The organism is Micromonospora aurantiaca ATCC 27029 (genome assembly GCF_000145235.1).
GTDB lineage: Bacteria > Actinomycetota > Actinomycetes > Mycobacteriales > Micromonosporaceae > Micromonospora > Micromonospora aurantiaca.
On the sequence record NC_014391.1, the window covers coordinates 4669955 to 4691340 of the forward strand.

At 69.6% G+C, this 21386-nt stretch carries 20 protein-coding genes; 16 read left to right on the forward strand and 4 right to left on the reverse strand.

Annotated elements, in window-relative coordinates; translation table 11 throughout:
• Positions 1–17 precede the first annotated feature (17 nt).
• From MICAU_RS20520 to MICAU_RS20535, 4 genes are all read left to right on the forward strand, one after another.
• Entirely contained in the window at positions 18–1343 is a 1326-nt protein-coding gene (locus tag MICAU_RS20520) for an MFS transporter (RefSeq protein ID WP_013287257.1), read from the forward strand.
• The gene (locus tag MICAU_RS20525) at positions 1340–1984 is read left to right on the forward strand and encodes a 3'-5' exonuclease (RefSeq protein ID WP_013287258.1); all 645 of its coding nucleotides are present in this window, start codon (positions 1340–1342) and stop codon (positions 1982–1984) included. The genes MICAU_RS20520 and MICAU_RS20525 overlap by 4 nt, the downstream gene beginning before the upstream one ends.
• Before the next feature lie 166 nt (positions 1985–2150).
• On the forward strand, positions 2151–3188 hold the full coding sequence (locus MICAU_RS20530) for a protein-L-isoaspartate O-methyltransferase family protein (RefSeq protein WP_013287259.1): 1038 nt from the start codon (positions 2151–2153) through the stop codon (positions 3186–3188).
• A gap of 341 nt (positions 3189–3529) precedes the next feature.
• Positions 3530–4330 carry a hypothetical protein gene (locus MICAU_RS20535; protein WP_013287260.1) on the forward strand — a complete coding sequence of 267 codons (801 nt, stop codon included), beginning with the start codon at positions 3530–3532 and terminating at the stop codon, positions 4328–4330.
• A gap of 113 nt (positions 4331–4443) precedes the next feature.
• Here MICAU_RS20535 and MICAU_RS20540 read toward each other — a convergent pair whose 3' ends face one another.
• Positions 4444–4968 carry a DUF5956 family protein gene (locus tag MICAU_RS20540; RefSeq protein WP_145824215.1) on the reverse strand — a complete coding sequence of 175 codons (525 nt, stop codon included), beginning with the start codon at positions 4966–4968 and terminating at the stop codon, positions 4444–4446.
• Between the two features lie 1002 nt (positions 4969–5970).
• Between MICAU_RS20540 and MICAU_RS20545 the strand changes: the two genes are divergently transcribed.
• The 3 genes from MICAU_RS20545 to MICAU_RS20555 are packed head-to-tail and all read left to right on the forward strand — an operon-like array spanning position 5971 to position 7900.
• Complete coding sequence (locus MICAU_RS20545; RefSeq protein ID WP_013287262.1) at positions 5971–6393, forward strand: hypothetical protein; 423 nt, start codon at positions 5971–5973, stop codon at positions 6391–6393.
• 35 nt (positions 6394–6428) lie between these two features.
• Positions 6429–7550 carry a Mom family adenine methylcarbamoylation protein gene (locus MICAU_RS20550; RefSeq protein ID WP_145824214.1) on the forward strand — a complete coding sequence of 374 codons (1122 nt, stop codon included), beginning with the start codon at positions 6429–6431 and terminating at the stop codon, positions 7548–7550.
• Positions 7547–7900: a hypothetical protein gene (locus MICAU_RS20555; protein WP_013287264.1), complete on the forward strand. Its 354-nt coding sequence runs from the start codon at positions 7547–7549 to the stop codon at positions 7898–7900. The genes MICAU_RS20550 and MICAU_RS20555 overlap by 4 nt, the downstream gene beginning before the upstream one ends.
• Before the next feature lie 61 nt (positions 7901–7961).
• Here the strand turns inward: MICAU_RS20555 and MICAU_RS20560 are convergent, their stop codons facing one another.
• Positions 7962–8804, reverse strand: a complete 843-nt coding sequence (locus tag MICAU_RS20560; RefSeq protein ID WP_244879637.1) for a hypothetical protein — start codon at positions 8802–8804, stop codon at positions 7962–7964.
• A 164-nt stretch (positions 8805–8968) separates the two neighbouring features.
• On the opposite strand from MICAU_RS20560, the gene MICAU_RS20565 reads away from it, so the two are divergent.
• From MICAU_RS20565 to MICAU_RS20600, 8 genes are all read left to right on the forward strand, one after another.
• Positions 8969–9847, forward strand: a complete 879-nt coding sequence (locus MICAU_RS20565) for an IS5 family transposase (protein WP_396854300.1) — start codon at positions 8969–8971, stop codon at positions 9845–9847.
• A gap of 381 nt (positions 9848–10228) precedes the next feature.
• On the forward strand, positions 10229–10735 hold the full coding sequence (locus tag MICAU_RS20570; RefSeq protein WP_013287267.1) for a hypothetical protein: 507 nt from the start codon (positions 10229–10231) through the stop codon (positions 10733–10735).
• Positions 10736–11333: 598 nt separating this feature from the next.
• On the forward strand, positions 11334–12473 hold the full coding sequence (locus tag MICAU_RS20575; protein WP_013287268.1) for a hypothetical protein: 1140 nt from the start codon (positions 11334–11336) through the stop codon (positions 12471–12473).
• A 138-nt stretch (positions 12474–12611) separates the two neighbouring features.
• The gene (locus tag MICAU_RS20580) at positions 12612–13148 is read left to right on the forward strand and encodes a hypothetical protein (protein WP_013287269.1); all 537 of its coding nucleotides are present in this window, start codon (positions 12612–12614) and stop codon (positions 13146–13148) included.
• Positions 13149–13165: 17 nt separating this feature from the next.
• Positions 13166–15010 (forward strand): ParB/RepB/Spo0J family partition protein, encoded by a 1845-nt coding sequence (locus MICAU_RS20585; protein ID WP_244879638.1) that lies wholly within the window; start codon positions 13166–13168, stop codon positions 15008–15010.
• 623 nt (positions 15011–15633) lie between these two features.
• A complete protein-coding gene (locus MICAU_RS20590; RefSeq protein ID WP_013287272.1) occupies positions 15634–16479 on the forward strand; it encodes a cytochrome c biogenesis CcdA family protein in 846 nt (281 codons plus the stop codon).
• A gap of 146 nt (positions 16480–16625) precedes the next feature.
• The gene (locus MICAU_RS20595; protein WP_013287273.1) at positions 16626–17048 is read left to right on the forward strand and encodes a PadR family transcriptional regulator; all 423 of its coding nucleotides are present in this window, start codon (positions 16626–16628) and stop codon (positions 17046–17048) included.
• Positions 17045–18094 (forward strand): GlsB/YeaQ/YmgE family stress response membrane protein, encoded by a 1050-nt coding sequence (locus MICAU_RS20600; RefSeq protein WP_013287274.1) that lies wholly within the window; start codon positions 17045–17047, stop codon positions 18092–18094. The genes MICAU_RS20595 and MICAU_RS20600 overlap by 4 nt, the downstream gene beginning before the upstream one ends.
• A 16-nt stretch (positions 18095–18110) precedes the next feature.
• On the opposite strand, the gene MICAU_RS20605 is transcribed toward MICAU_RS20600, so the two are convergent.
• On the reverse strand, positions 18111–18755 hold the full coding sequence (locus tag MICAU_RS20605) for a hypothetical protein (RefSeq protein WP_013287275.1): 645 nt from the start codon (positions 18753–18755) through the stop codon (positions 18111–18113).
• 400 nt (positions 18756–19155) lie between these two features.
• Here MICAU_RS20605 and MICAU_RS32035 point away from each other — a divergent pair, with 400 nt between their 5' ends.
• A complete protein-coding gene (locus MICAU_RS32035) occupies positions 19156–19980 on the forward strand; it encodes a hypothetical protein (protein WP_244879639.1) in 825 nt (274 codons plus the stop codon).
• A 282-nt stretch (positions 19981–20262) separates the two neighbouring features.
• On the opposite strand, the gene MICAU_RS20620 is transcribed toward MICAU_RS32035, so the two are convergent.
• Positions 20263–21237, reverse strand: a complete 975-nt coding sequence (locus MICAU_RS20620; RefSeq protein ID WP_013287277.1) for a hypothetical protein — start codon at positions 21235–21237, stop codon at positions 20263–20265.
• Positions 21238–21386: the final 149 nt, after the last annotated feature.

The following is a 21386-nucleotide window of genomic DNA, read 5'->3' on the forward strand; positions in this document are numbered from 1 at the left end:
GGGCGTGGGGCGCGGATGTGCGTCGCCTGTGGCAGGCGTACTCGATCAGTGAGCTGGGCTCCGCCGTGGGTGCCGGCGCCCTGCCGCTGGTCGCGGTTGTGCTGCTGGACTGCTCCGCGCTGCAGGTGTCGCTTCTCGCGGTGGCGTCCGGTGTCGCCAGCGCCGTCGTCGCGCTGCCCCTGGGGCCGTGGGTGGAGTTTCGCCCGAAACGGCCGGTCATGATCGGCGCGGACGTTCTGCGGTTCGCGGCCCTGGCCAGCGTTCCCGCTGCCGCGCTGCTCGGCCGGCTCACCTACGGGCAGTTGTGCGTGGTCGCCGTGGCGCAGACGGCGGGCGGCATCGTGTTCGCCGCTGCCAGCGGCGCCCACCTGCGGGATCTGGTGCCCGCCGCGCATCGGGTCACCGTCTACGGGCGGTTCGAGACGTCTCAGTGGATGGCCCATAGCGCCGGCTCGCCCGCCGGCGGTGTCCTGGTGTCGTGGCTCGGCGCCACCGCGTCCGTCGCCGTGGACGCCGGCAGCTTCCTGCTGTCCGCCGTCGCTGTTCGCCGGCTGCGCAGTCCGGAGCCACCGCCACCGGTACGGCCCGCGAGGGCAAGCCGGGCGCGGGAGGCCGTCAAGGGCTGGCGGTACATCCTCGGTCATGGCGGGCTGCGTGCGCTGCTGGTCAATGCGGTGATCTTCGGGGGTGGCATCATGGCCGCCGCCCCGGTCGTCGCGGTGTACATGCTCCGCGACCTGCACCTGCCGCCATGGCAGTACGGTCTGGCGTTCGGACTGCCCTGCCTCGGCGGCATCCTCGGCTCCCACGCCGCCGGACCGCTGGTGCGCCACTACGGTCTGCGGCCGGTCCTGCTGGCCACCGGAGCCGGCCGCGCCCTGTGGATGGGCCTCATCCCCGCCGCCCCGCCCGGCACCCCCGGGCTGGTCGTGATCGTGATCGCGGAGACACTGCTGCTGTTCTTCGCCGGCTCATTCAACCCCGTCTTCGCCGGCTACCGCGCGAACCACACCACCGCGCAGCGGATGTCACGGGTGATCACGGCCTGGTCGATCACCTCGAAACTGACCCAGCCCGTCTTCGTCCTGGCCACGGGCATCATCGTCGCCGCTACTGATGCCCGCACCGCCATCACCGCAACCGCCGCGCTCACCCTCACCAGCGTGGCGTTCCTGCCCTGGCGGCGCGCCCCGGACCGACTCGACCAGACCGACCCGCCGCCCTGCGCCTCCGCCGAGCGCACACCCGCCATACGCCAGCCGCCCGCAGTCACCGCCCCCGTGCAGGGCGGGGAGCACGAAGGACCGCCGACCGCATCTCACCGGAACGAGAACCGCCGATGAGCGACACCGCGACCTGCTGGACCAACGCCGCTCTGGTCGGTGTCGACCTGGAAGGCACCGGAGGGCAGGACCGGGACGAGGAGGCCATCCTCGAAATCGCTCTCGTCCCCCTGCACCACGGCACGCCACAACCAGACGCGGCTCTCGCCACGCTGGTCAATCCCGCCCGCCCACTGGATTACCGGACCCGGCTGCCACCCGGCGTGAGCCGGGCCGCCCTGCGCGCGGCACCGACCCTCGCCGACCTCGAACGTGACGTGACCGACCGGGTTACCGGCCGGTACCTCATCGGCCATCACGTGGCCGTCGACTGGCGTCTGCTGCGGCGACAGCTACCCCGCCTGCGCCCAGCCGGCCTCCTGGACACCCTGCGCCTGTCGCGCGCAATCGCCGCCGGCGCCGGGCACAGCCTGACCACCGTCATCGACCGGCTCGGCCTGACAACCCGCGTCGACACGGCCGCGGCCGGTAGCCGGCCGCACCGGGCTTTATGGGACGCCACCGCAGCCGCCCTCCTGCTGCCAGAACTCGCCGCCCGGCTGTGGGACACACCACCGTCCCTGGCACAGCTCATCCGGCGAGCCGGAATCCCGGTAACTCCCGGCACCCGCCACACCGACGTACAGCCTCGCCTGTTCTAACCGGGCACCGACACCCGGGCGGGCCGCCGACGCGGTCGACCACCGCAGCGACCTACGCCGGTCAAAGGCCAGCCCCTCGACCCGGCACGGAAGTCGGACCAGATCCGCACCCCGATCAATTGAAACCGCCCGGCCCACGCCATCGTCCATTCCGGAAGGAGTACCTGTGACCATCACCGATCCGCCGCTCAGCAGCGTCTCCGAGTCCTACTACGTTCACAACGAGGAGCGCGGTGAAACCCTGCACCGGTCCGCGCCGGAAGCCATCCAACGCGACGTGACCGCCCTGAAGGTCCGCGACGGCGACCACGTGCTGGAGATCGGCACCGGCACCGGATACTCCGGCGCGCTGCTCGCCGCCCGAGCCGGCGCGTCGGGGCGCGTCACCAGCATCGACATCAGCGACCACCTCGTCACATGGGCGAACCGGCTGCACGGCCGACGCGGCGTCACCACGATCACCTGCCACCCCGCCGACGGCATGAACGGCTACCCGCCGCACGCCCCCTACCAGCGCATCGCAGCCTGGTGCGCACCCCCACGGCTGCCCCGGGCGTGGGTGGATCAACTCACCCCGGACGGCCGGATCGTGGCCTGCCTGCCCATCGCCGTCCAGCCGTCCACCACCCTGATCGCCACCATCACCCTGACCGCGGCACAACCGCACGTCGAGACCGTCACCTTCGGTGGCTACGCCCAGAGCACCACCATCGCCGTCGACGACGCCCTGACCCTGCCCGGACGCTGGGTGGACCACCACACCGACCAGCCGCAACCGGCATGGATATCCATCGGCTGGCGCGAGCACGACGACCCGCACCACACCGGCGCCCGCACCGCCCTGCACCTGCTGCTCAACCCCGGCCACACCGAGACCTACCACCGCGCGCCCCTGGACTGGCTGTCCTGGACGGCCTACTCCGTCATCGCCGGCGGCCCGCACCGCACCTTCGTCGCCCTGCGCGACGGCGCACGCGGCATCGGGCACACCACCGCGACCACCGCCGCGGTCGTCCTCACCGACGGCACGATCCTCGCCGACGCCCCGGGATCCCCGTCCCTGACCGCGCTGCGGACCTGGCTGCACCACTGGGAACAGGCAGGACGACCCGACGCCGCATGGTTCGACACCAGACTCGTCCCCAACGACGAGGACGACCCGCCCGGCTGGGACCTCCGGATCACCGCCGGCGCCCGCCGATGACCGGATTCCGGCGCCGACGCACGGTGTGCGGCGAAGCCTTCGCCGTCCCGGTCGCCGCGGTCCTGGTGCTCTGCCCGTGGTGCATGACCCGGCAGGCCGGGCCTGGTCGCAGCCCGGGGCAGGCGACGTAGTGACGGGTGGCTGTTTAAGGCAGGCGTGAAACACCTGGTCCGGGCAGGTGCCGGCGTGACGGACGGATCGGCATATGTCAGCGCGACGACCCGCTCGGTCGTCGGTGGTGAAAGTTGCAGGATCTGCCGCTATCGATCCTTGTTGTCGATCGGCACCGATGGTTACGGTGCGGTGTCTGGTTGTAACCGAGGAGCCTTAGGGGAGGTCTCATGAGGATCACCAGAGCACTACTCGCCGGCGGGCTAGCCGTCGTGTCGATCGCGGCGGTCCCGCCCGGCGCGGCGTCGGCCGCGCCGTCGTGGCAGGGCCTGACCGGCCCGGCCGGAACCGGGTTGCAGTCCTGCGTGGCGCAGGCCAAGACGCAGCGCCCGGCGTCCTGGACGTGCATGGGTGGGGCGTTGACCACCGCCGGCGCGAGCGGCAAGCCGACCACCACGGTCGTGGCCGACGACTTCCAGCAGACCACGTCGGTCGCCGACCGGGTGGGCATCGCCGCCGACGACTACGACAGCTGGTGCGAGTCCGGATCGGTGTGCGGGCGCACCGTGGGCGGCAACTACATCGCCGAGGTCAAGGGCAACGCCGCCTACGGCAACGCCGCCGGAGTCATCGGCGCGTTCGACTTCATCGTCCGCCAGGCGTTCGAGGGCACCCGGCCGCGGTGGCGCAACACACTGATCTGGGACTACGGCCCGCAGATGCAGCCGCAGGAGTTCACCAACAACTGCCGGACCAACGTCACCGGCCCGGACGGCTACTGCGGGCAGAACCCGTTCTACTTCGCCAACGTCAGCTCCGGCAGCTGGCGCAGCGACAAACCCAGCACCACCGGCTACTACTACAACAGCCAGCTCACCGCCGGCAGCGGCAAGTACCACGACGACAACTACGGCTCGTTCTTCGCCTTCGGCTACTCGCAGCTGTTCTACGCCCCGACCATCCATACCGGCCGCTGGAACCAGTGCACCGTCAGCCCCGGCTGCCGCTACTACCAAGTCCCCTGGGCCTGAACCATCACCGACGCAGAGCCGGGTGCCGCCTTCGCGGCCACCCGGCTCTGCATGATGCCGGCGGCATCACACCAGCAAGATGACGCCTCCTGCCGCAAGGCACACGGCGTTAGTCATGGCGGCGGGGCCTCGCCGCGCACGGTGCGCCCGGTCAACTGCACGAACGGCTCGCTCAGCGTCAGCTCGATGCCCTGCTGCTGCGCGCGGTGCCACACCTGGTCGAGGACGGCGTCCACGCTGTCGTACCCGGGCGGCGGCTTGAGCAGCCAGAGACGCCCCCGGGGGCGCCCGCTGATACCGACCCTGGCCAAGGCCCAGTCATGGTCGTCGTCGATCTCCGCCATCATCGCCGGACCGGCCTCGCGGGTTTCCGTACGCAGAACGGCGTGCGTCTTCGGCTCCTGCTCGTACCACGTGTCGTAGCGGGTGGCCCGGTCCGGCACCCAGGTACGCAGCTCGCGCGGCCACACCGCCGGCAGGAACGCGTACAGCGGCGCGTCGGGGGCCAACTGCCAGCCCCGCGCGACCAGCTCCCGCACCTCCGGCAGCTCCTCCGGGCCGAGCCCAGCCGCCGCGCCCGCATCCTCAGCGGCCGGATCTGGCGGCTGGTCAACGCCCCAGTCGTAGGCGATAGTCACCCCCGCACTGTACGACCGGTCCGCCCGGCGGCGTCGCTGTTGAACCAGTTCAGGCGACGTCAGTCAGCGGGTTCGGGCAGGCGCAGGGGCCGGCCTAGATCAACTGCTAGAGTTGTTTGGTCGGTCGGGCGGGCTGCGTCGGAGCCCCCACCAGGCCGGTCCGGACATCGCCCGGATGATCCGCCGCTGGTCCGCCGATCCCGGCCAGGTCCGCGCGGCGGTCAGCCTGGAACGCAACGCCCGGGCCATCAACCCGCGCACGATGCTCTTCGGCGACCGCACCGCCGAGCAGGTCGCCCGCAGCGCCGGCCCCGGGCGAGGCCGTCGCGCAGGCCGCCGCCTAGCTGGACGCCGCCCGGCCGAGCTGTACGAGGTGCGGTGCATCTACCGCCGTCGCGGCGACCGGCGCCTCAGCACCGGCCGCGGCTGGAGGGCTCGGCCCCGACCCGGCCGACAAGGGCCGAGACGTGTGGCGGTCGCTACGCGCGATCGCCGCCGGATCCCCTGCCGAGATGTTGGAGCCGCTCACCGCCCAGCAGGCACCCGGGGCGGCACCATCGAGACGGTCGACGGCGCGCCCCGCCTCGTGCTGCAGCGCGCCGCGCCGCCGTATCCCACGACCGAGTTCTACCTCGCGGTCGCCGTCGCCGGCGCCACCAAGCGGCGCCCCCACCTTCGACGAGCTGTGGCGCTGGGTTCCCCACCTCGACCTGCCCCGCCAGCTCGACGCCCTCGGCGCGCGGTGAGCGTTTGCCCAGGTTCGTAGACCCTTCGAGACACCTTTCACGCAGCTTAAGGGGTATCATTATGGGTGTGCGAGGGTCGACAACCCGGACTCCACCAGAAACCTGACGCACCCCGAGGAGAACCCTTGATCGCGCACCCCATCCCACCGGCCGGATCCTCCCTGGTCGTGCACCCGGCGGCGTCGTCGACATCGGACACCTGGTCGACCTCTCCCGCCCGGCTGGCTACCGACTACACGTCACCAACCGCCTCGCCGTGCCGGACGCCACCGGGTTCACCGCCCTGCGCGGCTGGGTCCTCAACCGCTCGGGCGCCCGACGGCGCACCCGCGACGGGCAGCCCCGATCCTGCTGGGTGCCGCTGGACCGTCTCGTCCTGGCCACGATCGAGGTGCTGATCGCCGGTGAGCTTCGGCCGGCGCCGCTGGCCGTCGGCCCCGGTGAGGATCTGCCGCTGCCGCTGCTACCTGTCCTGTCCTGTCAGGAGTCCATCGCCGTCTTCGGCTCGGGCGGCGCCTACCTCGACGCGCACCTGCACCGGCGCGAGCAGTGCGGACACCTGAGCCGGTGCGGCTTCCCCGACCGGGACGAGCCGTGCCAGGCGGTGGAGTGCTACACGCCGCTGTGCGGGGACTGCCCCGCCACCCCGGCCGAGATCCCGGCGGACGTCGCGATCTGAACGGGCCTCGCCCGTTGCCCGCGTCGGCTGGTCGGATGCGTGATCAGATTCCGCCCGACCAGCCGGCCGCACCTTCCACCCCGCGCCCCCGCCGCCGTCCTGCGGCCCTGCCAGACCTGGTGATCCCTGTGGACCAACTGACCATCCCCATTCCTCTGGCCGACCCGACCCCGACAGCGGCCCCGGCCGCCGCGCCCCGCAGGGCGCGCCGTCGCCGCCCGGCCCGACAGCCGATGCTGGAGTTCGACCCGTCGTCGCTGTGGTGCCAGCGCTGGACCGCCACACGCCAGCAGAAGTGGAGCCTCGCCGCTCCCGAGGACCGGCTGCGCACCGACCGCTACGAGGTGCGGCCCATCGACCGGTCCACCGCCGCGGCCTTCGTGATCCCGCGCCACTACAGCGGGTCGCACGTCGCCTGCCGCCGCCGCTTCGGGCTCTACCGCGCCGACGCCCTGGTCGGCGTCTCCGCCTACTGCGTCACCAGCAAGGACGCTCTGCGGCTGGCCTATCCCGAGCTGGAGCCGGGCGTCGAGTCGCTGGAATGCGGCCGGTTCGTGATCGCCGAGGACGAGCCCGGGAACGTCGAGAGCTGGTTCGACGCCCGCTGCCGCGAACTGCTGTTCGCCGCCGGCGTGCAGGCCGTGCTGTCCTTCGCCGACCCGTGCCCCCGCGTCGACGCGACCGGGCGGGTGATCTTCCCCGGGCACGTCGGCTACATCTACCAGGCCGGCGGCTACCTGGTCGCCGGGCGAAGCGAACGCCGCACCCAGTGGCAACTGCCCGACGGCACGTTCCTTAACGGCGTCACGATGCAGAAGATCCGCCGGCAGCGCTCCGGGCACGAGGCGGCCGAGCGGCGCCTGGTCGACCAGTACGGCGCCCGCCCGATGCGCGCCGGGGAACGGCCGGCGGACTGGCTGCGCGACGCGGTCCGCGACGACCCCACCGTCGGCGTCAGCCTGATCCGCCACCTCGGCTGCCTGCGCTACCTCAAGCCCCTCGGCACCCGCAAGCAGGCCAAACAGTTCAAGATCGAGCTGAAGCCGGTGACGATCAACCGGGAGCTGCGGGCGGACTGGGCCGACCTCGCCGACGACGCGGTCCTGCCGTTCGGGCCGTACCCGAAGGTCCCGGACCTCACGAGGGCCCCCGCATGAGCCCGCTGCGCACCGCGGCGGACCTGCTGCGCACGCTGGAGTCCGGCTGCTACCGGCTGCCGGAGCTCTACCAGCTCGCCGAGCAGGCCGGCCTCGCGGACCGGGCCGACGGGCGCCGGGTCATCCAGGACGGGCAGGAGCAGTACAAGCGGCGGATCCGCTCGGCCCTGCAGGCGCTGCGCCGCCAGGGCCGAGCCCGCCCGCACGACGACCGGCGGGCCGCCTGGCTCATCGAGGGCGTCGCCGCCACCGTGCTCGCCCGCGCCGACCACCGGCCACCAGCCGGCCCCGTCTGCCCAGCCGCAACACCCATCCCGGTCGAGGCGCGGCAGCCGCCCGCGGAAAGTTGACCCGGCCCAGCTCACACTGTTCGACGGGTGAATCGCCCGGCCGGCGAGGCTCCGAGCCGGCTCAGTCCTCGCCGGCCGGCCGGGCCGGCAGCCCGCGCAACCGGCGCTGCACAACCTGAGGGCTGACCTCACCGAACCGCTCCGACAGCGCCGCAGCGATCGCCCGCACCGTCGGCCGGCGCCCCGGCCCGGCGTCGTCGATGACCTGCTGCACATCCGCGGCGGTAGGACGCGGACCCGCCGTGCGACCACCCTTGCGCCGCGGCCTCGCCGCCGCATACGCGCTCGCCCTGGACTGCCGCCACCGATAGGTCGTGCGCTGCGGCCCGACCCTGATCTCGTCGGGCCGCAGCAGGTAACCGTCCTCGCCACGGTCCCAGGCGTCCCTTGAATCCTGCGCGTAGCCCTTGACAGTGTCCGGCTGCAGGCCGAGCATCCGGGCGAACGCGCCAACACCGATCAACGCGTCCTGGCTGACGCTGCTGTCGGCGTCGACACCGAAGTCACCGCCGGTCGGCTCCTTCTCGACCTGCGCGAGCGGCGGCCGACCCGGGCGGCCCCGCTCGGCCGTGAACGCGTCGAGGTCGGCCAAGGCGTACACCTCCTGGCCGTCCACCCGCTCCGGCAGTGGATCCGGCCAGCCGTAGCGGGCCCGGCCGTACGGCGAGGCGTACTCGGCCACCGTATTGACCGACAGGCCCGTACGCTCGGCGGCCCCGGCACGGTTGGTGACCGTCACGCCGTCCACGGTCCAGGTCTGCACGGCCCCTCCGGCGGTCACATAGCGATGGCCGGGGCAATCCACCCGCAGAACGAGTGGCGGCAAGCCCCGGCCACCATCCAGAAGCCCGACCCGGAACAAGCCCGTGTCGGCAACGACCACTGTAGCGGTGCCGCCGTACATCCGCCGATGACCAGCCGTGAGCCCGCCTAAGGCGTGTTTCGTAAGTCAGGCTGGCGGTGTCGAGGCCACGGCGTGGCGGTGATCGATAGCTGAAGAGGTCTCCGGTATCTGGTTCTGCGACCAAGCAAGAACTTCATACCGGAGACCTCGTGGCCAGCGTAGCGGTGACGAGGCGGCATGACCTGACCGACGGGCAGTGGGCTGTTCTGGCTCCCCTGTTGCCTGCACCGTCGGCCACGGGTCGTCCGCCGAAATGGGAAAAACGGCAGCTCATCGACGGGATCCGGTGGCGGATCCGGATCGGCGCCCCGTGGCGGGACGTGCCGGCCGAGTACGGGCCCTGGCCGACCGTCTACGGCCTGTTCCGGCGGTGGCAGCGCGACGGCACGTGGGACAAGATCCTGTCAGCGTTGCAGGCCGCCGGTGACAGGCAGGGCCGGATCGGTTGGACGGTCAGCGTGGACTCGATGACCAGCCGCGCGCACCAGCACGCCGCGGGTGCCCGCACCGACGGGCATCTGCAGAAGGAACCGCCCGGCGGGGTGCACGACGAGCCCGCGGACCACGCGCTGGGCCGATCACGCGGCGGCCTGACCACCAAAACCCACCTGGCCTGCGAACAGGGCCAGAAAGTCCTCTCCCTGACCGTGACCGCCGGGCACCGCGGTGACAGCCCGCAGTTCATCCCCGTCCTGCGCCGCATCCGCGTGACCCGCCTCGGCGTCGGCCGGCCCCGCACCTGCCCCGACCTGGTCCTGGCCGACAAGGCCTACACCAGCCGCGGCAACCGCCGATACCTGCGCTCACGCGGGATCAAGACCTGCATCCCCAGCAAGAGCGACCAAGACGCCCACCGCAAAGCCAAAGGATCCAAGGGCGGACGCCCACCCGCCTTCGACAAGGATCTCTACCGGCTACGCCACGCCGTCGAGAACGGCATCAACCGACTCAAACGCCACCGCGGCGTCGCCACCCGCTACGAAAAGCTCGCAGTCCGCTTCCAAGCCGTCCTAACCATCACGATCATCACCGAGTGGCTCTGACCGGCTTATGAAACACGCCTTAGCAGTCAGGCCGAGCGAAGGCGGTGCTGCTCGCACGGGGGAACGAGCAGCACCACTCCAACAACGGTAGCCCCAACCTTCGCCCGTCCGCTGCCCCGCCGATACGGCCGGCGAAGGCCACGCGAGCGGTCACGCCCTGATGTAGCTGAGCGGCGCCGACGATGTCGCTCCGCTACGGAGCCCAGTGACCCGGCAGCCACAGAGCCGGCTGCTAGCATCAGAATCTCTTCGGCCTCACGGCGTCCGCGACGTGGGGTGGGGATTGTGGGTTGTTTCAGGCGACCGGGGGGTTGCCACTTCGTCCACCGATGAAGTCCCCCGGTCGTTTCAACCGCCGGTCAGTCGCGCGCAGGGACAGCCATGGAAATCCGGAGCATCGGTGGCCAGCCGCACACCGACATCGCCGGGGCGGCTGAGTTCACTCGTCGGTCCGAGGCGACAGTTCGGCTCAAGACCTCGCCCAAGCAACGACGACAGGGCTCGGGCTGGCCCGCGCCGGTCAAGCTAGACAAGAAGTCATGGTTTCCCCTCGAAGAGTTGAAGCGCGTCCGAGACGTCCTCTTGCCGCAGATCGTCGAGTCCGCCAGAGCACGCGTCCATCACGTGGACCTCGCCGGCGATCCGGATGAACTGATCTCCGCCACCGAGTTTCGAAAGATCCTAGAGGTCAGCCAAGGCGCATGGGATAGGTACGTTGACCTCAGCCGAATGGCATGGCGTCGCCACGAGGACGGCTACCTCCCCTTCTTCGATCACGAGGAACCGGCGGCCGGGCCGGGCATGGTTCGTTACTGGAAGCGCCGTCGCGTGCAGGAGTGGATCAACAAAAGAGGCACGGGCGATCGGGAGCACGCGCAGTGCGAGTGACAGCGGCAGCTCCCGGGGGCCCGCCCATCGCCGGTCCGCGACCCCGGCTGCTTGACGAGCCAACGGTGATCGTCCGTCGCAGCCCCGTCCGCTACGGGCGCGTTCCCGCTTCCGCCAGCTGAAATCGGCCTGCGGCCGATGGCCTCCGGCCCGGTCAGCGTCCCGCCGCTGAACCGCGGCGCCTCGCCGGCGAGGCAGGCTCCGGGAAGGAACAGAGCAGCGTCCGATTCTTCCCAGCAACCTGCCCAAGGGCAACCATTTTTTGTGGTGGGGGGAAAGCCACACACCAGCTTGCCCCCCACCACAAAAAATGGTCGATCGCAGATCAGGCCGCCGGGAAGAATCTCCGAGCCGCAGGAATATGCGCGGACCGCGCCGCACTCGGCAACATGCAACGACCGAGCTAACTCCCGGTCACTTGCGCATCACTCGCCATGACGGAGATGAACCTGGATCAAGGTCGGACCACTTGTCGCCAGCGCCCACAGATTGAGCCATCCGACTAGACATCAAAGGCGACGTCATGTACCATTAAATACATGAGGGAGGGGCGGCAACCCCCGACCGAATAGCCAACAACCCAACCGAAGGAATCATCGTGAGTGACACGATCAGCGCTATTCCTCTGACTGCTCGGAACGCCTCGCTGGCGGACCTGACCACCATCCTCAACCAGCAGCAGGGGCACAAGCTCGACATCGTCGCCGGAACGGGAATGTTGCGAGCCGAAGCCGGTAACCTGCGTATCACCGGCGCAGAGCCGATCCTCACCGACACCGGGGTCACCTCCTCCGACGGGCTGTACCTGCCCACCGAAATCGGTGATAACGGGCTCGGCGAGAAGCTGGGCATCCCCACTGGCTACCTGCGCAAAACCCGCACTCAGGCCCTGCACCTCTACGACGCCAACGTCAACGGCTGGCTCGACCTTCAGCACGGCAAGCGATTTCTTGCCCGCTGCCTGTCCGACGGCAACGGCAGCGGCATTCTGCGCGCCTTCCTCAGCGACGGATACAAAATCATCGACCACCTCGACGTTCTGATGTCCGTGCTGTCCGGAATCCGTGAGTCCGGGCTGCGGGTAAACCTTGCGTGCGACCTGAGTGAACGGCGCATGGTCGTCCGGGTTCACTCCGAGGCCATTAAGACCCTCGCTCCGACTCTGCTGCGCAATTACCGCAGCCCCTTCACCGGAGCGACCGGCGCGGACAACCCGGTTGTCTTCGCCGGTCTCGTCTTCACCAACAGCGAAACCGGCTCGGGCGCGATGACCATCACTCCGCGCATCGTTGTTCAGGTCTGCGACAACGGCGTCACCATCACCAAGGATGCCCTGCGCGCGGTGCACCTCGGCGCGAAGATGGACGAGGGCACGATCCGGTGGAGCAACGACACCCACGAGGCGAATCTCAGCCTCATCGGCAAGCAGGCCCGCGACGCCGTACGCCGCTTCCTCGACGTTCACTACGTCCGCCGGAAGATCGAGGAGATCGAGGAGAAGGCGGGCCGCCGCATTCCCGACCCCGACCACACCATCCGAGTCGTCGGGCAGCGACTTCGCTTCACCGAGGACCAGCAGCGCCTGATCCTCAACCACTTCATCGACGGCGGGGACCGCACCGCCGGGGGCATGCTGCACGCAGTCACCAGCGCCGCGCAGACCTTCAGCGACCCCGACACCGCGTTCGACATGGAAAACGTCGGCATCCGCGCCATGGAGATCGCTGCCACGCTCTGACCGCTGGCCGGGTGCCGCCACCAGCGGCACCCGACCCGCAGCGGCCCGAACCGGCAAGACCTCGCCGGTGCCCCCGCCGGACACGCTCGATCCTCGCGTGCCGTCTCATGCCGATCCCCTTCGATCGATGGAGCAACCATGTCCATGTTCATCGGGCTGCCTCACGGCGTATCACTGCCGCGACACCTCGCGGAGCCCGACGCACGACACCTCGTATCCGTACTCGCCCGCACCTTCCAATGGACCGGCCCCCTGTTCGGCCGCGCAGAGGTCGAGGCTTACCTACACGCCCAGGCCGACGACCCCGCCACCCTGCCCCGTCCCGCCCTGAGCGACGAGGACTGGCAGCGCCTGCAGAAGACCGCCGCATGGAAGGGCCTCGCCGCCGACGCCCGCCGCGCAATCGCCACGGCGGACGTCATCGGTCAAGCCCTCCGACAGGCTGGCTGCCGCTGCGGGCACTGCGACACCCCGATCTCCGGCCCGCCAACCGCCAATTGGGGTCTCTGCCCCGTCTGCCTCAACCGCGCACACCTCGCTGACCTCCAGCTCCTGCCCTGCCCGGCAGGCGACGGTGCCAGCCCTCACCGATGGAACGGCGGAACCTGCACCGACTGCACCATGCCGTCACCGCCCGGTCGGCCACACCTCACCGCTGTCGCCACCGCCGCCTAACTGATCAGCACCGTTCCTTGACAACTCCACAGCGATCCGCGCGAAAACCGCCGCTACCGCTATCGACAGCGGCCCCACGAACCACCGGAGCGCTCTGGACGGCAACCCCAGACACGCCCCGGACAACCAACAACACCCGCAACCCGAAGGGAACACGAACCGTGCTTACGGAAACCGCACCCGCACCGCAGATCGACAGCGAGGCCCCCGACGACTCCCCGGAAGCCACCAACCTTCCCGAGGCCGCCGAGGCAGTCACGACCGACACCGACACCGACGCCAGCGCCCAGGCCACCGACGACGCCCAGGACATGCCCGAGCTGCCCGGTCGGCACCGCATGGTCGAAGTCAAGAACATCAAGCCGAATGCCAACAACGCCCGCGACGACGCGCAGGCCCTGCCCGGCATCGTGCAGAACCTGCACCAGGACGGCGTTCGCGGCCTCCTCTCGCCGCTCATCGTCACGCCGCTCGGGCTCGTCGACGAAGGCCCGTACCTCATCATCGACGGCGAGCAGCGGTACTGGTCCGCCGTCGAGGCAAAGCAGAAGTGGATCCAGGTCATCATCCGTGACGACCTGGCCGCCAACCGGGAACAGCTCATCAGCATGCTCCGGCAGGTCCACCGCACCGAACTCACCGCAGCCCAGCAGGCCCGAGGCATCCAGCAACTCGCCCTCGACGGCATGGATGACGAGGACATCGCCCGGCGCACCGGCTACCAGCCGGAACAGATCAGGGCTGGGCGGCAATTCGCCACCCTGGACAAGCGCTCTGCCGAGCGCACGCAGACCCTCGGGCTCGACCTCACCCAGGTCGCGGTGCTCGCCGAGTTCGCCGACGAACCCGAATGCGTCGAAATGCTGCTGGACGAGGCCGAGAACGGGCCGTTCGCCTTCGCCCGTGCCGTCGAGCAGTATCGCGGCACGCGCGCCGCGATCGCAGCAGAGGCCGCCCGACGCGCCGAGCTTGCCGACGCCGGGGTCACGCTGCTGTCCGAGCACCCCGGGTACAACGACCCCAAGATCAAGGAGGTCAGCGACCTACGCGACGCCGAGGGCAACCGCCTCGACGCCGAAGGGCACAGCGGCTGCCCCGGACACGCCGTGCGGCTGTTCCTCACCTACGACGACCGGCTGACCGAAACCTACTACTGCACCGACTGGCGCGCGCACGGCCACGCCCTGCCCTCCTACGCCGTGACCCCCACTCGCGGCGGCTCCATGACGGAGCAGGAGAAGGCCGAACGGCGACTGGTCATCGAGAACAACAAGGCCATGGAGGTCGCCAACACGGTCCGCCGTGAATGGCTGACGACGTTCCTGACCGCCAAGACCCCGCCGAAGGGCACGGCGAAACTGATCGCGGAGATGCTGGCCGACTCCGGCTACACCCTTTCGACCTGGATCAACGGCGGCCGGAAGATGCTCGACGAACTCCTGTCGCCGGGCAAGACCAAGCGGCCCGGCACCAAGCGCGTCCCCGCACGCGGTGTCAGCGACGGCCGGTACTCGGTCATCTCGCTCGCCGCCATCGCCGCCGCCAACGAAAGCGCCATCACCCGATCCTCCTGGCGGGCACCCGACCCGGCGGTCGCCAAGTGGTTGCAGTGGTGCGTCTGCAACGGCTTCCAGGTCGGCGACGTCGAACAGCTCATCATCGACGCCGTCGCCAACCGCACCAAGCAGCGCGCCGACCTGACCGTCATCACCGCCCCGAAGCCCGACGAGCCACTGTCCGGACTCGACACCGACACCGCCGACAACAAGACCGAGCCCCGACCGGACGAGGGGACGCCCGGCACCTCGGACAACACCGACGAACCCGCCGGGTCCGAGCCCGAAAGCCGTCTCGCCGCCTGATCCAGCCGGTCGGGGGCCACACCAGGCCCCCGACCGGCATCCCCCTACACCCCAGGCACGCCCGAATCTCGCCTCCAGGCCCCACCGCCCGACGAAGACCACCAGCCCTCCGACGAGCAATAGCCAAACAGCGACGACGACCGCCGTCCTCGACCACCTACCAGCCAGCCATCACCGCTCGCCCGCGCGCGGTGCCCGGATCAGGGCGCATCGAGCGCCCGGCTCCGGACGAGGGGCGCTCACGCGCCGCCCCCTCGCCTCCCCCGGCTCGCCACTCACCCTCCGTCCGCCCCGAGAGGCACGACGAACACCCACCCCATCAGGATCCACCGCCGACGACCCCGAAGCGGAGCCCCATGCCCACACACGCCCCGAACCCGCGGCGAGCACACAGCCCCGACGAACACCTGCACGTCGTTCAATACTCCGGAGGCATCGGGAGCTGGGCCGCCGCCCAACGCGTCGCCGCCCAGCACGGCACCAAACGGCTCGTGCTCCTCTTGTGGGACAAGACGTGAGTTCATACGCACTGGTCGCGTCGCCGTGGTGTTCCGCACAGCGCTGGTGCGAACGGAACTCGAACCTGTCATCACGGACCTCGCCGCCGAGAAAGCCTGACAACAGTGGGATCCACCCTCGCCGACATTGCCGCGACCGGCCCGCTGCTGCTCGCCGTCCTGGTCGCCGCCACCGCTGGGCTGGTCAGTTTCCTGTCACCGTGCGTGCTACCCCTGGTACCTGGCTACCTCTCCTACGTCACCGATCTCGCTGCCGACGACCTCCGCGCAGCCCATCAACGCGACACCGCACCACCGGACCCCGGCTCAGCGCCCGCCGGCACCGTCGCCACCGCCAAGGCGACCGGCACCAAGTCCCCCTCAGCGGCCCGACGCCAGGTCCTGCTCGGCACCGCCGGCTTCACCGCAGGGTTCACCATTGTGTTCGTCACCATCACTATCGCGTTTACCGCCGTCGGCCGGACGCTGCTGGTCAACGCCCGCACCATCGAAATGATCGCCGGAGCCATCGTCATCGTCCTCGGCGCCGGCTACCTCGGACTCATCCCCGCCCTGCAACGCCAAGCCCGCATCAACCGGCTACCCGCCGCCGGCCTGGCTGGCGCCCCCCTGCTCGGCGCCACATTCGGGCTGTCCTGGACCCCGTGCGTCTCACCGACCCTCGGCGCGGTACTGGCCCTTGCCGTCACCGACGGCACCACCGGCCGCGCCGCCGCGCTCGCCACCGCCTACTGCCTCGGCCTCGGCCTCGGACTGCCCTTCGTCGGCGTCGGCCTCGGCCTACGCCGCGTCCTGACGCTGACCGCCACCGTGCGGCGTCACCACCAATGGATAACCCGCATCGGCGGACTACTACTCATCACCATCGGACTCGCCCTGCTCACCGGCGGCTGGACCACCTTCATCAACTGGCTACGCGCCATCGTCGGCCCCGCCCAGATCGGTATCTGAAATCAGGAGCTTCAGGCTGTGACCGGAGCTGGGCAACCCCTCCGATAACCAGCACAAAGGATCTCCATCCCCTGCAAGCTAGGACTGGGGCGGCGTTTCTCACCGCCTGGCCACCGATATAGCTTCATCACCGGTATATTGAGGCCATGGCCACACCCACGCCGCTTCGGGAGCCCACCTTCCTGATTCTTACCGCGCTTGCGCGAGAGCCCATGCACGGTTACGGCATCATCAGCGACGTCGCCGCGCTCTCCGGCGGTCGGCTGGCGCTGCGGCCCGGCACCCTCTACGGCGCGCTTGATCGCCTCACCGACGAAGGGCTGGTCGAGCGGGACCACGAGGAGGTCGTCGAGGGACGGCTGCGCCGCTACTACCGGCTCACCGAAGCGGGCCGGTCCGTGCTCACCGCGGAGACCGAGCGACTGCGCCGCAACGTCGAGGCCGCCAGCCAACGGCTACGGATTCGGCCCGCAGGCATCCCCGCCGCCGGCGGCACCTCACGCGCCCCTGTCAACCTCCCGGGGGCGATCGCCCGCCCCACCCTACGACCGACCGGAGGCCTGGCATGAACCAGCCCAACCCCGCGCCGGAGCAAGCCGGATCACCGCTGGAGTCCCGCTACCGGCGACTGCTGCGGGCCTACCCGGGTGACTACCAGGCCGAGCGAGGCGACGAGATCGTCGCAACGTACCTCGACACGGTCAGACCAGGGCGACGCTGGCCCTCCCCACACGACGCCCTCGACCTCCTCGGTGCCGGACTCCGGGAGCGACTGCGCGGGTACGGCGCCTTTGGGCTGGCCGCGGCCTTCCCCCTAGCCGCGACCGCCGCGCTGAACACCCTCGTCGCGGTCGCGACCTTCCTGCTCCTGCAGGTCGAGTTCGAAGACCCCTACTTCGCCAGGCTGGACCCGGTTGGTCCCTTCCAGACTCTCGGCGCTGCCATCTGGCTGGGCTGGCTGATCGTCGGCCTCACCGCCACCGCGCTACCCGGGGCCTGGACCCGCACCGCTGCGGCCGGTGGTCTCCTGCTGACTGTCGCCGTGCCACTCGTTGCTGCTCTCATCGGACAACCCCGGCCGCCGCTGTTCGTGCTGCTTCCCGCCGTCGCGCTTGGCCTGGCCACCCTCGCGCTGCCCTCCCACCCCGGCTGGGTAGCACGTAGCCTGCCGCTGCTCACGGCCGGCTGTGTAGCAGCCTTGTCCGTGGCATTCAGCGCCGCTGAGAACGGCGGAAATATGTTCACCTCGTACAGCTCGACTCCCGAGCTGTTGGCGATGGCCGGTGGGCTGATGTTCGCACTGGTCCTACTCGTCGGCATCGGCCGCGCCCTGCGAGCCGACGACGCCGGCCTCTGGGCGACCCTGCTCCTCGCCACACCGGCCGGCCTGCTCGGCGCCAACCAGCTCAGCCAGGGAATCTGGGGCAGCCACGGCGGCGGGCCTACTCCGGCGGCACTCGCCGCCACGACCGGTTCGATCATGCTGGCCGGTGCGGCGCTGCTAACGGCAGCCCTCGCCGGGCAAGCCTCCCGACACCGGACCATACGCCGACGAGTACGCGGCAACGCCTGCCCGACCTGCGGACACCAGCCGGAGGCGACAGCAGAGGCCTGACCATCCCACAACCTGGCTACCCCCGGAGGTGATCAGGCGGTGTCGGCGGGTTTGGGTGCGGATAGTTGGTCGTCTCGTCGGTGTCGGGCCAGAGCCGGACCGCCCGCGCGGCGGCGTCCAGAATCACCTGGGCACTGACCTGCACCCGCGACTCGGGGATGTCATACGCCGGCCACTCGCAAACGAAGGCCACCGGCCCGGCCGGCGGTAGCGGCCAAACCCAGTAGTGGGCCACGTGCCGCCGGGCGTCCGACTCCGCGCTGCCCGGAAACAACAACGGACCAGGTGGCTCGGTGTCCAGCGGTGTGAACGCGTGCCGGTCCATGTTGGTGACGCTGCTCCCGTCGGCGAAAAGCACACCGACCCGGAGGAACTCGGCCGGCAAGGGCGTACCCGCCCAATACCCGATCCGGTGGTGGTGCGAAAGATCGGCCCGGTGGTCCGGCGTACGCAGAACCGCAGTCACGCTGAACTCCAAGCCTGTGGGGTAAGCGAGTAAGCCGCTGATCGCGACCGCCGCGCGGTCGGTGTGGACCAGCAGATGGTTTTCAGCCACGACACCGGGGATCACGTCCTCGGGTTTCATCCAGGCAGGACGGGGCGGTCTGAGCGGTTCTGGCTTGACGTCCGGTGCCGCTACCCGGCGATCGAAGAAGCCCATACGGCCCACCTTCGCACAAACCCACGCCGTCGTCGGACCGTCGTGCACCACCGAAGTCAGTTCCGGCACACACCCGACGGCGCCCCGAACGGGCACCCATCGGTGGCCGGCAGGGCGTCAGCAGGCGTCGACTGATCTGCGATGCGTCGGTCACGAAGTGATGCCTCGCGTGCATACGCGGACACCCTGACATCTCAACTGGCCGCCAGGAAGCGCCAACGCAATCGACGCACCACGTAGGCAAACCCCTGCGGGACCGAGTCTGCAGAACTCTCCTGGCTCCCTCGCCGCCCTGAAGCTCCAGAGCCAAACAGAGAACACCTAGCCCATCACCACCCAGTACCAAGCGCCTCTGCCACCCGGCAGGGGCGCTTTTGCATGCCCGGAGAATGAGGAATCAGTGCAAGACCACCAAAGCCATTCAACTCGACCCGCCCATCAACACTCTCAACCTGTCGACCAAGCCGCTCACGTGGTTAGCTCTCGGCCGCCGGCTCCCGCGAACCCGACGCACAACCGCCCGGCCGATGTCGAACACACTCCCCAGTTCGCCAAACGAGGCCTTCAGAATTCCCGAACTCACGGCGGACTCGCCGACGTCCTCACCGAAGACCCCGACCTCTACCGCTGGCTGGGCGACAGCAGCGCACAACTCGGCGTACCCATCACCCGCGTCGCGGACGGCCGCACTCCCTGGCAGCTCTTCCACGACGTCCACTACCTCGGCAACAGCCGCATCGCGCCCTGCACCGTCACGCTGAAGATCCGGCCATGCCGACGATGGCTCGACGCCCACGCCGACCCCGCATCCACCACCCTGTACATCGGCCTCGACGCCTCACCCCGCGACCGCCGCCGCGCCCCCGCCATCGCCACCGGCTGGCGCCCCTGGACCAGCCGCTTCCCCCTGCTCGACCCGCCGCAACTCACCAAGCAGGAACAGTTGGACTACGCCCGGCAACTCGGACTACACCCACCACGGCTCTACGACCTCGGCCTACCACACAACAACTGCGGCGGAGCATGCGTCCGCGCCGGCAAACACCACTGGGCGCGGCTGCTCCACGTCCTCCCCGACCACTACGCCGCCGCCGAAGCAGCCGAAAACCAGCTACGCAACCAACTCGGCAACGTCACAATCCTCACCGAACAACGCCAACGACAACGCCACCGGCTCCCCCTGTCCGAACTGCGCCGCCGCCTCACCAGCGGACACCAGCCATGACCTCAACCACCGACACCATCGAAGATCCGACGAATGGCACCGCCACTGGCGCATACCGCGCCCAGCAGCGCGCGACAGCTCCGGCCTAAGCCTGACCGCTACAACGCCACACCGACCGCCTCTATCGCCCACCAATTCGCCCTTGCGGGGAAAATCAAGATGCGGCGGCCGCGCCAAATTAGCCTGACTTCGTCGCACATGTCCCACACTCGACTCAACGACAAGTCGCGGTCGGCTTCCAATCCCTCCTCGACAAGCTGGGCATCATCGACACCATCGCTCTCAGGACCGCAGCACCCACTCCCCGCCGCCAGGCTCCCGTTCGCCCGTCCTAAGGATTCGTCCGTGAGCGCCAAGAAAATCGATCATCACCTGCACCGCACTACCGACATCCCAATCGCCTGGTGCCGCACCACGATGCACAGCGTCGTTGCGAAGGGTATTCAGCCACCGCAACCGGTCGACCGGAACAGCGACCTGAAGGCCCGAGTCCTCAACGATCGCGATGTAGCCGCCGAGAGCTGTCCGCTCGCCGATGCGTCTTTGCTGCCCTTCGGGCAGTTGGTCTCTGTGGCTGCGGACGTGCCGGCCGAGAGCAATCTCAAGAGCGATGGCTGCGTCGATAATCGCGCGCCGATTAGCGCCGCGCCGCTGCGCAGCCCGCGCATCACGGCTGAGCACCTCCTCCAGCGGCGGCTCCAAGCCGTCACGGACGAACCCGAGAATGGCAGCCCACTCCTGCGCGCGCAGTGGACGGACGCGAGGTGTAGTGACCTTGACGCCTAATGCACCATCGTGAGGTGGTTCGATGAATCTCAGCCCTTCGCCGACCGACTCTGCGTCGTAGACACGGTGATTGGGGTCGAGGTCCTGGCCAGTCAGGATCTCAGTCCAGGTACGCACGTCGTCGAACCACTTGTTGATGTATTCACCGAGCTGATGCTCAGGAGTAAACCACGACATGTGGTCGTAGCTCGGGCCCTCGACGTCGGTCACAACCACGCGATGCAGCGCGGTGGCTGGCCGAAGCGACTCGGGAATGAAGGCGCTGTACTCCTGCACCCAGACGACCTGCTCACCGACGTCAGACCGCGACTCGACGCCAGGCACGGGAGGAGGCCCACCCACGGGCGGCCGGCCGTCGGGCATCACGACATTGAACCGGAGCTCACCATAGCCAGTCGGACACGTCGCATCGAGCGCGTCGCACATCACCCAGATGTGCACCGGCAGCTCAAAGATCGCCGTCACCTCCATGCCAATCTCCTTACAACACACCTGGCTGTGGCCCGGTCGCCTCAGCCTGGCCGCCCATTCTCATAGGTCGGGCAGGGTGAGGCAGACCGCCTGCACCGTAGTCGGCTCTGCAACGACAGTTCATCGGAGTACCCGTAACGTCCAATGGC

Coding starts and splice junctions, on each gene's coding strand:
- MICAU_RS20525 (WP_013287258.1), top strand. CDS start 1,340: ATGAGCGACACCGCGACCTGCTGGACCAACGCCGCTCTGGTCGGTGTC.
- MICAU_RS20535 (WP_013287260.1), top strand. CDS start 3,530: ATGAGGATCACCAGAGCACTACTCGCCGGCGGGCTAGCCGTCGTGTCG.
- MICAU_RS20550 (WP_145824214.1), top strand. CDS start 6,429: ATGCGTGATCAGATTCCGCCCGACCAGCCGGCCGCACCTTCCACCCCG.
- MICAU_RS20555 (WP_013287264.1), top strand. CDS start 7,547: ATGAGCCCGCTGCGCACCGCGGCGGACCTGCTGCGCACGCTGGAGTCC.
- MICAU_RS20560 (WP_244879637.1), bottom strand. CDS start 8,804: ATGTACGGCGGCACCGCTACAGTGGTCGTTGCCGACACGGGCTTGTTC.
- MICAU_RS20570 (WP_013287267.1), top strand. CDS start 10,229: ATGGAAATCCGGAGCATCGGTGGCCAGCCGCACACCGACATCGCCGGG.
- MICAU_RS20580 (WP_013287269.1), top strand. CDS start 12,612: ATGTCCATGTTCATCGGGCTGCCTCACGGCGTATCACTGCCGCGACAC.
- MICAU_RS20595 (WP_013287273.1), top strand. CDS start 16,626: ATGGCCACACCCACGCCGCTTCGGGAGCCCACCTTCCTGATTCTTACC.
- MICAU_RS20600 (WP_013287274.1), top strand. CDS start 17,045: ATGAACCAGCCCAACCCCGCGCCGGAGCAAGCCGGATCACCGCTGGAG.
- MICAU_RS20605 (WP_013287275.1), bottom strand. CDS start 18,755: ATGGGCTTCTTCGATCGCCGGGTAGCGGCACCGGACGTCAAGCCAGAA.
- MICAU_RS20620 (WP_013287277.1), bottom strand. CDS start 21,237: ATGGAGGTGACGGCGATCTTTGAGCTGCCGGTGCACATCTGGGTGATG.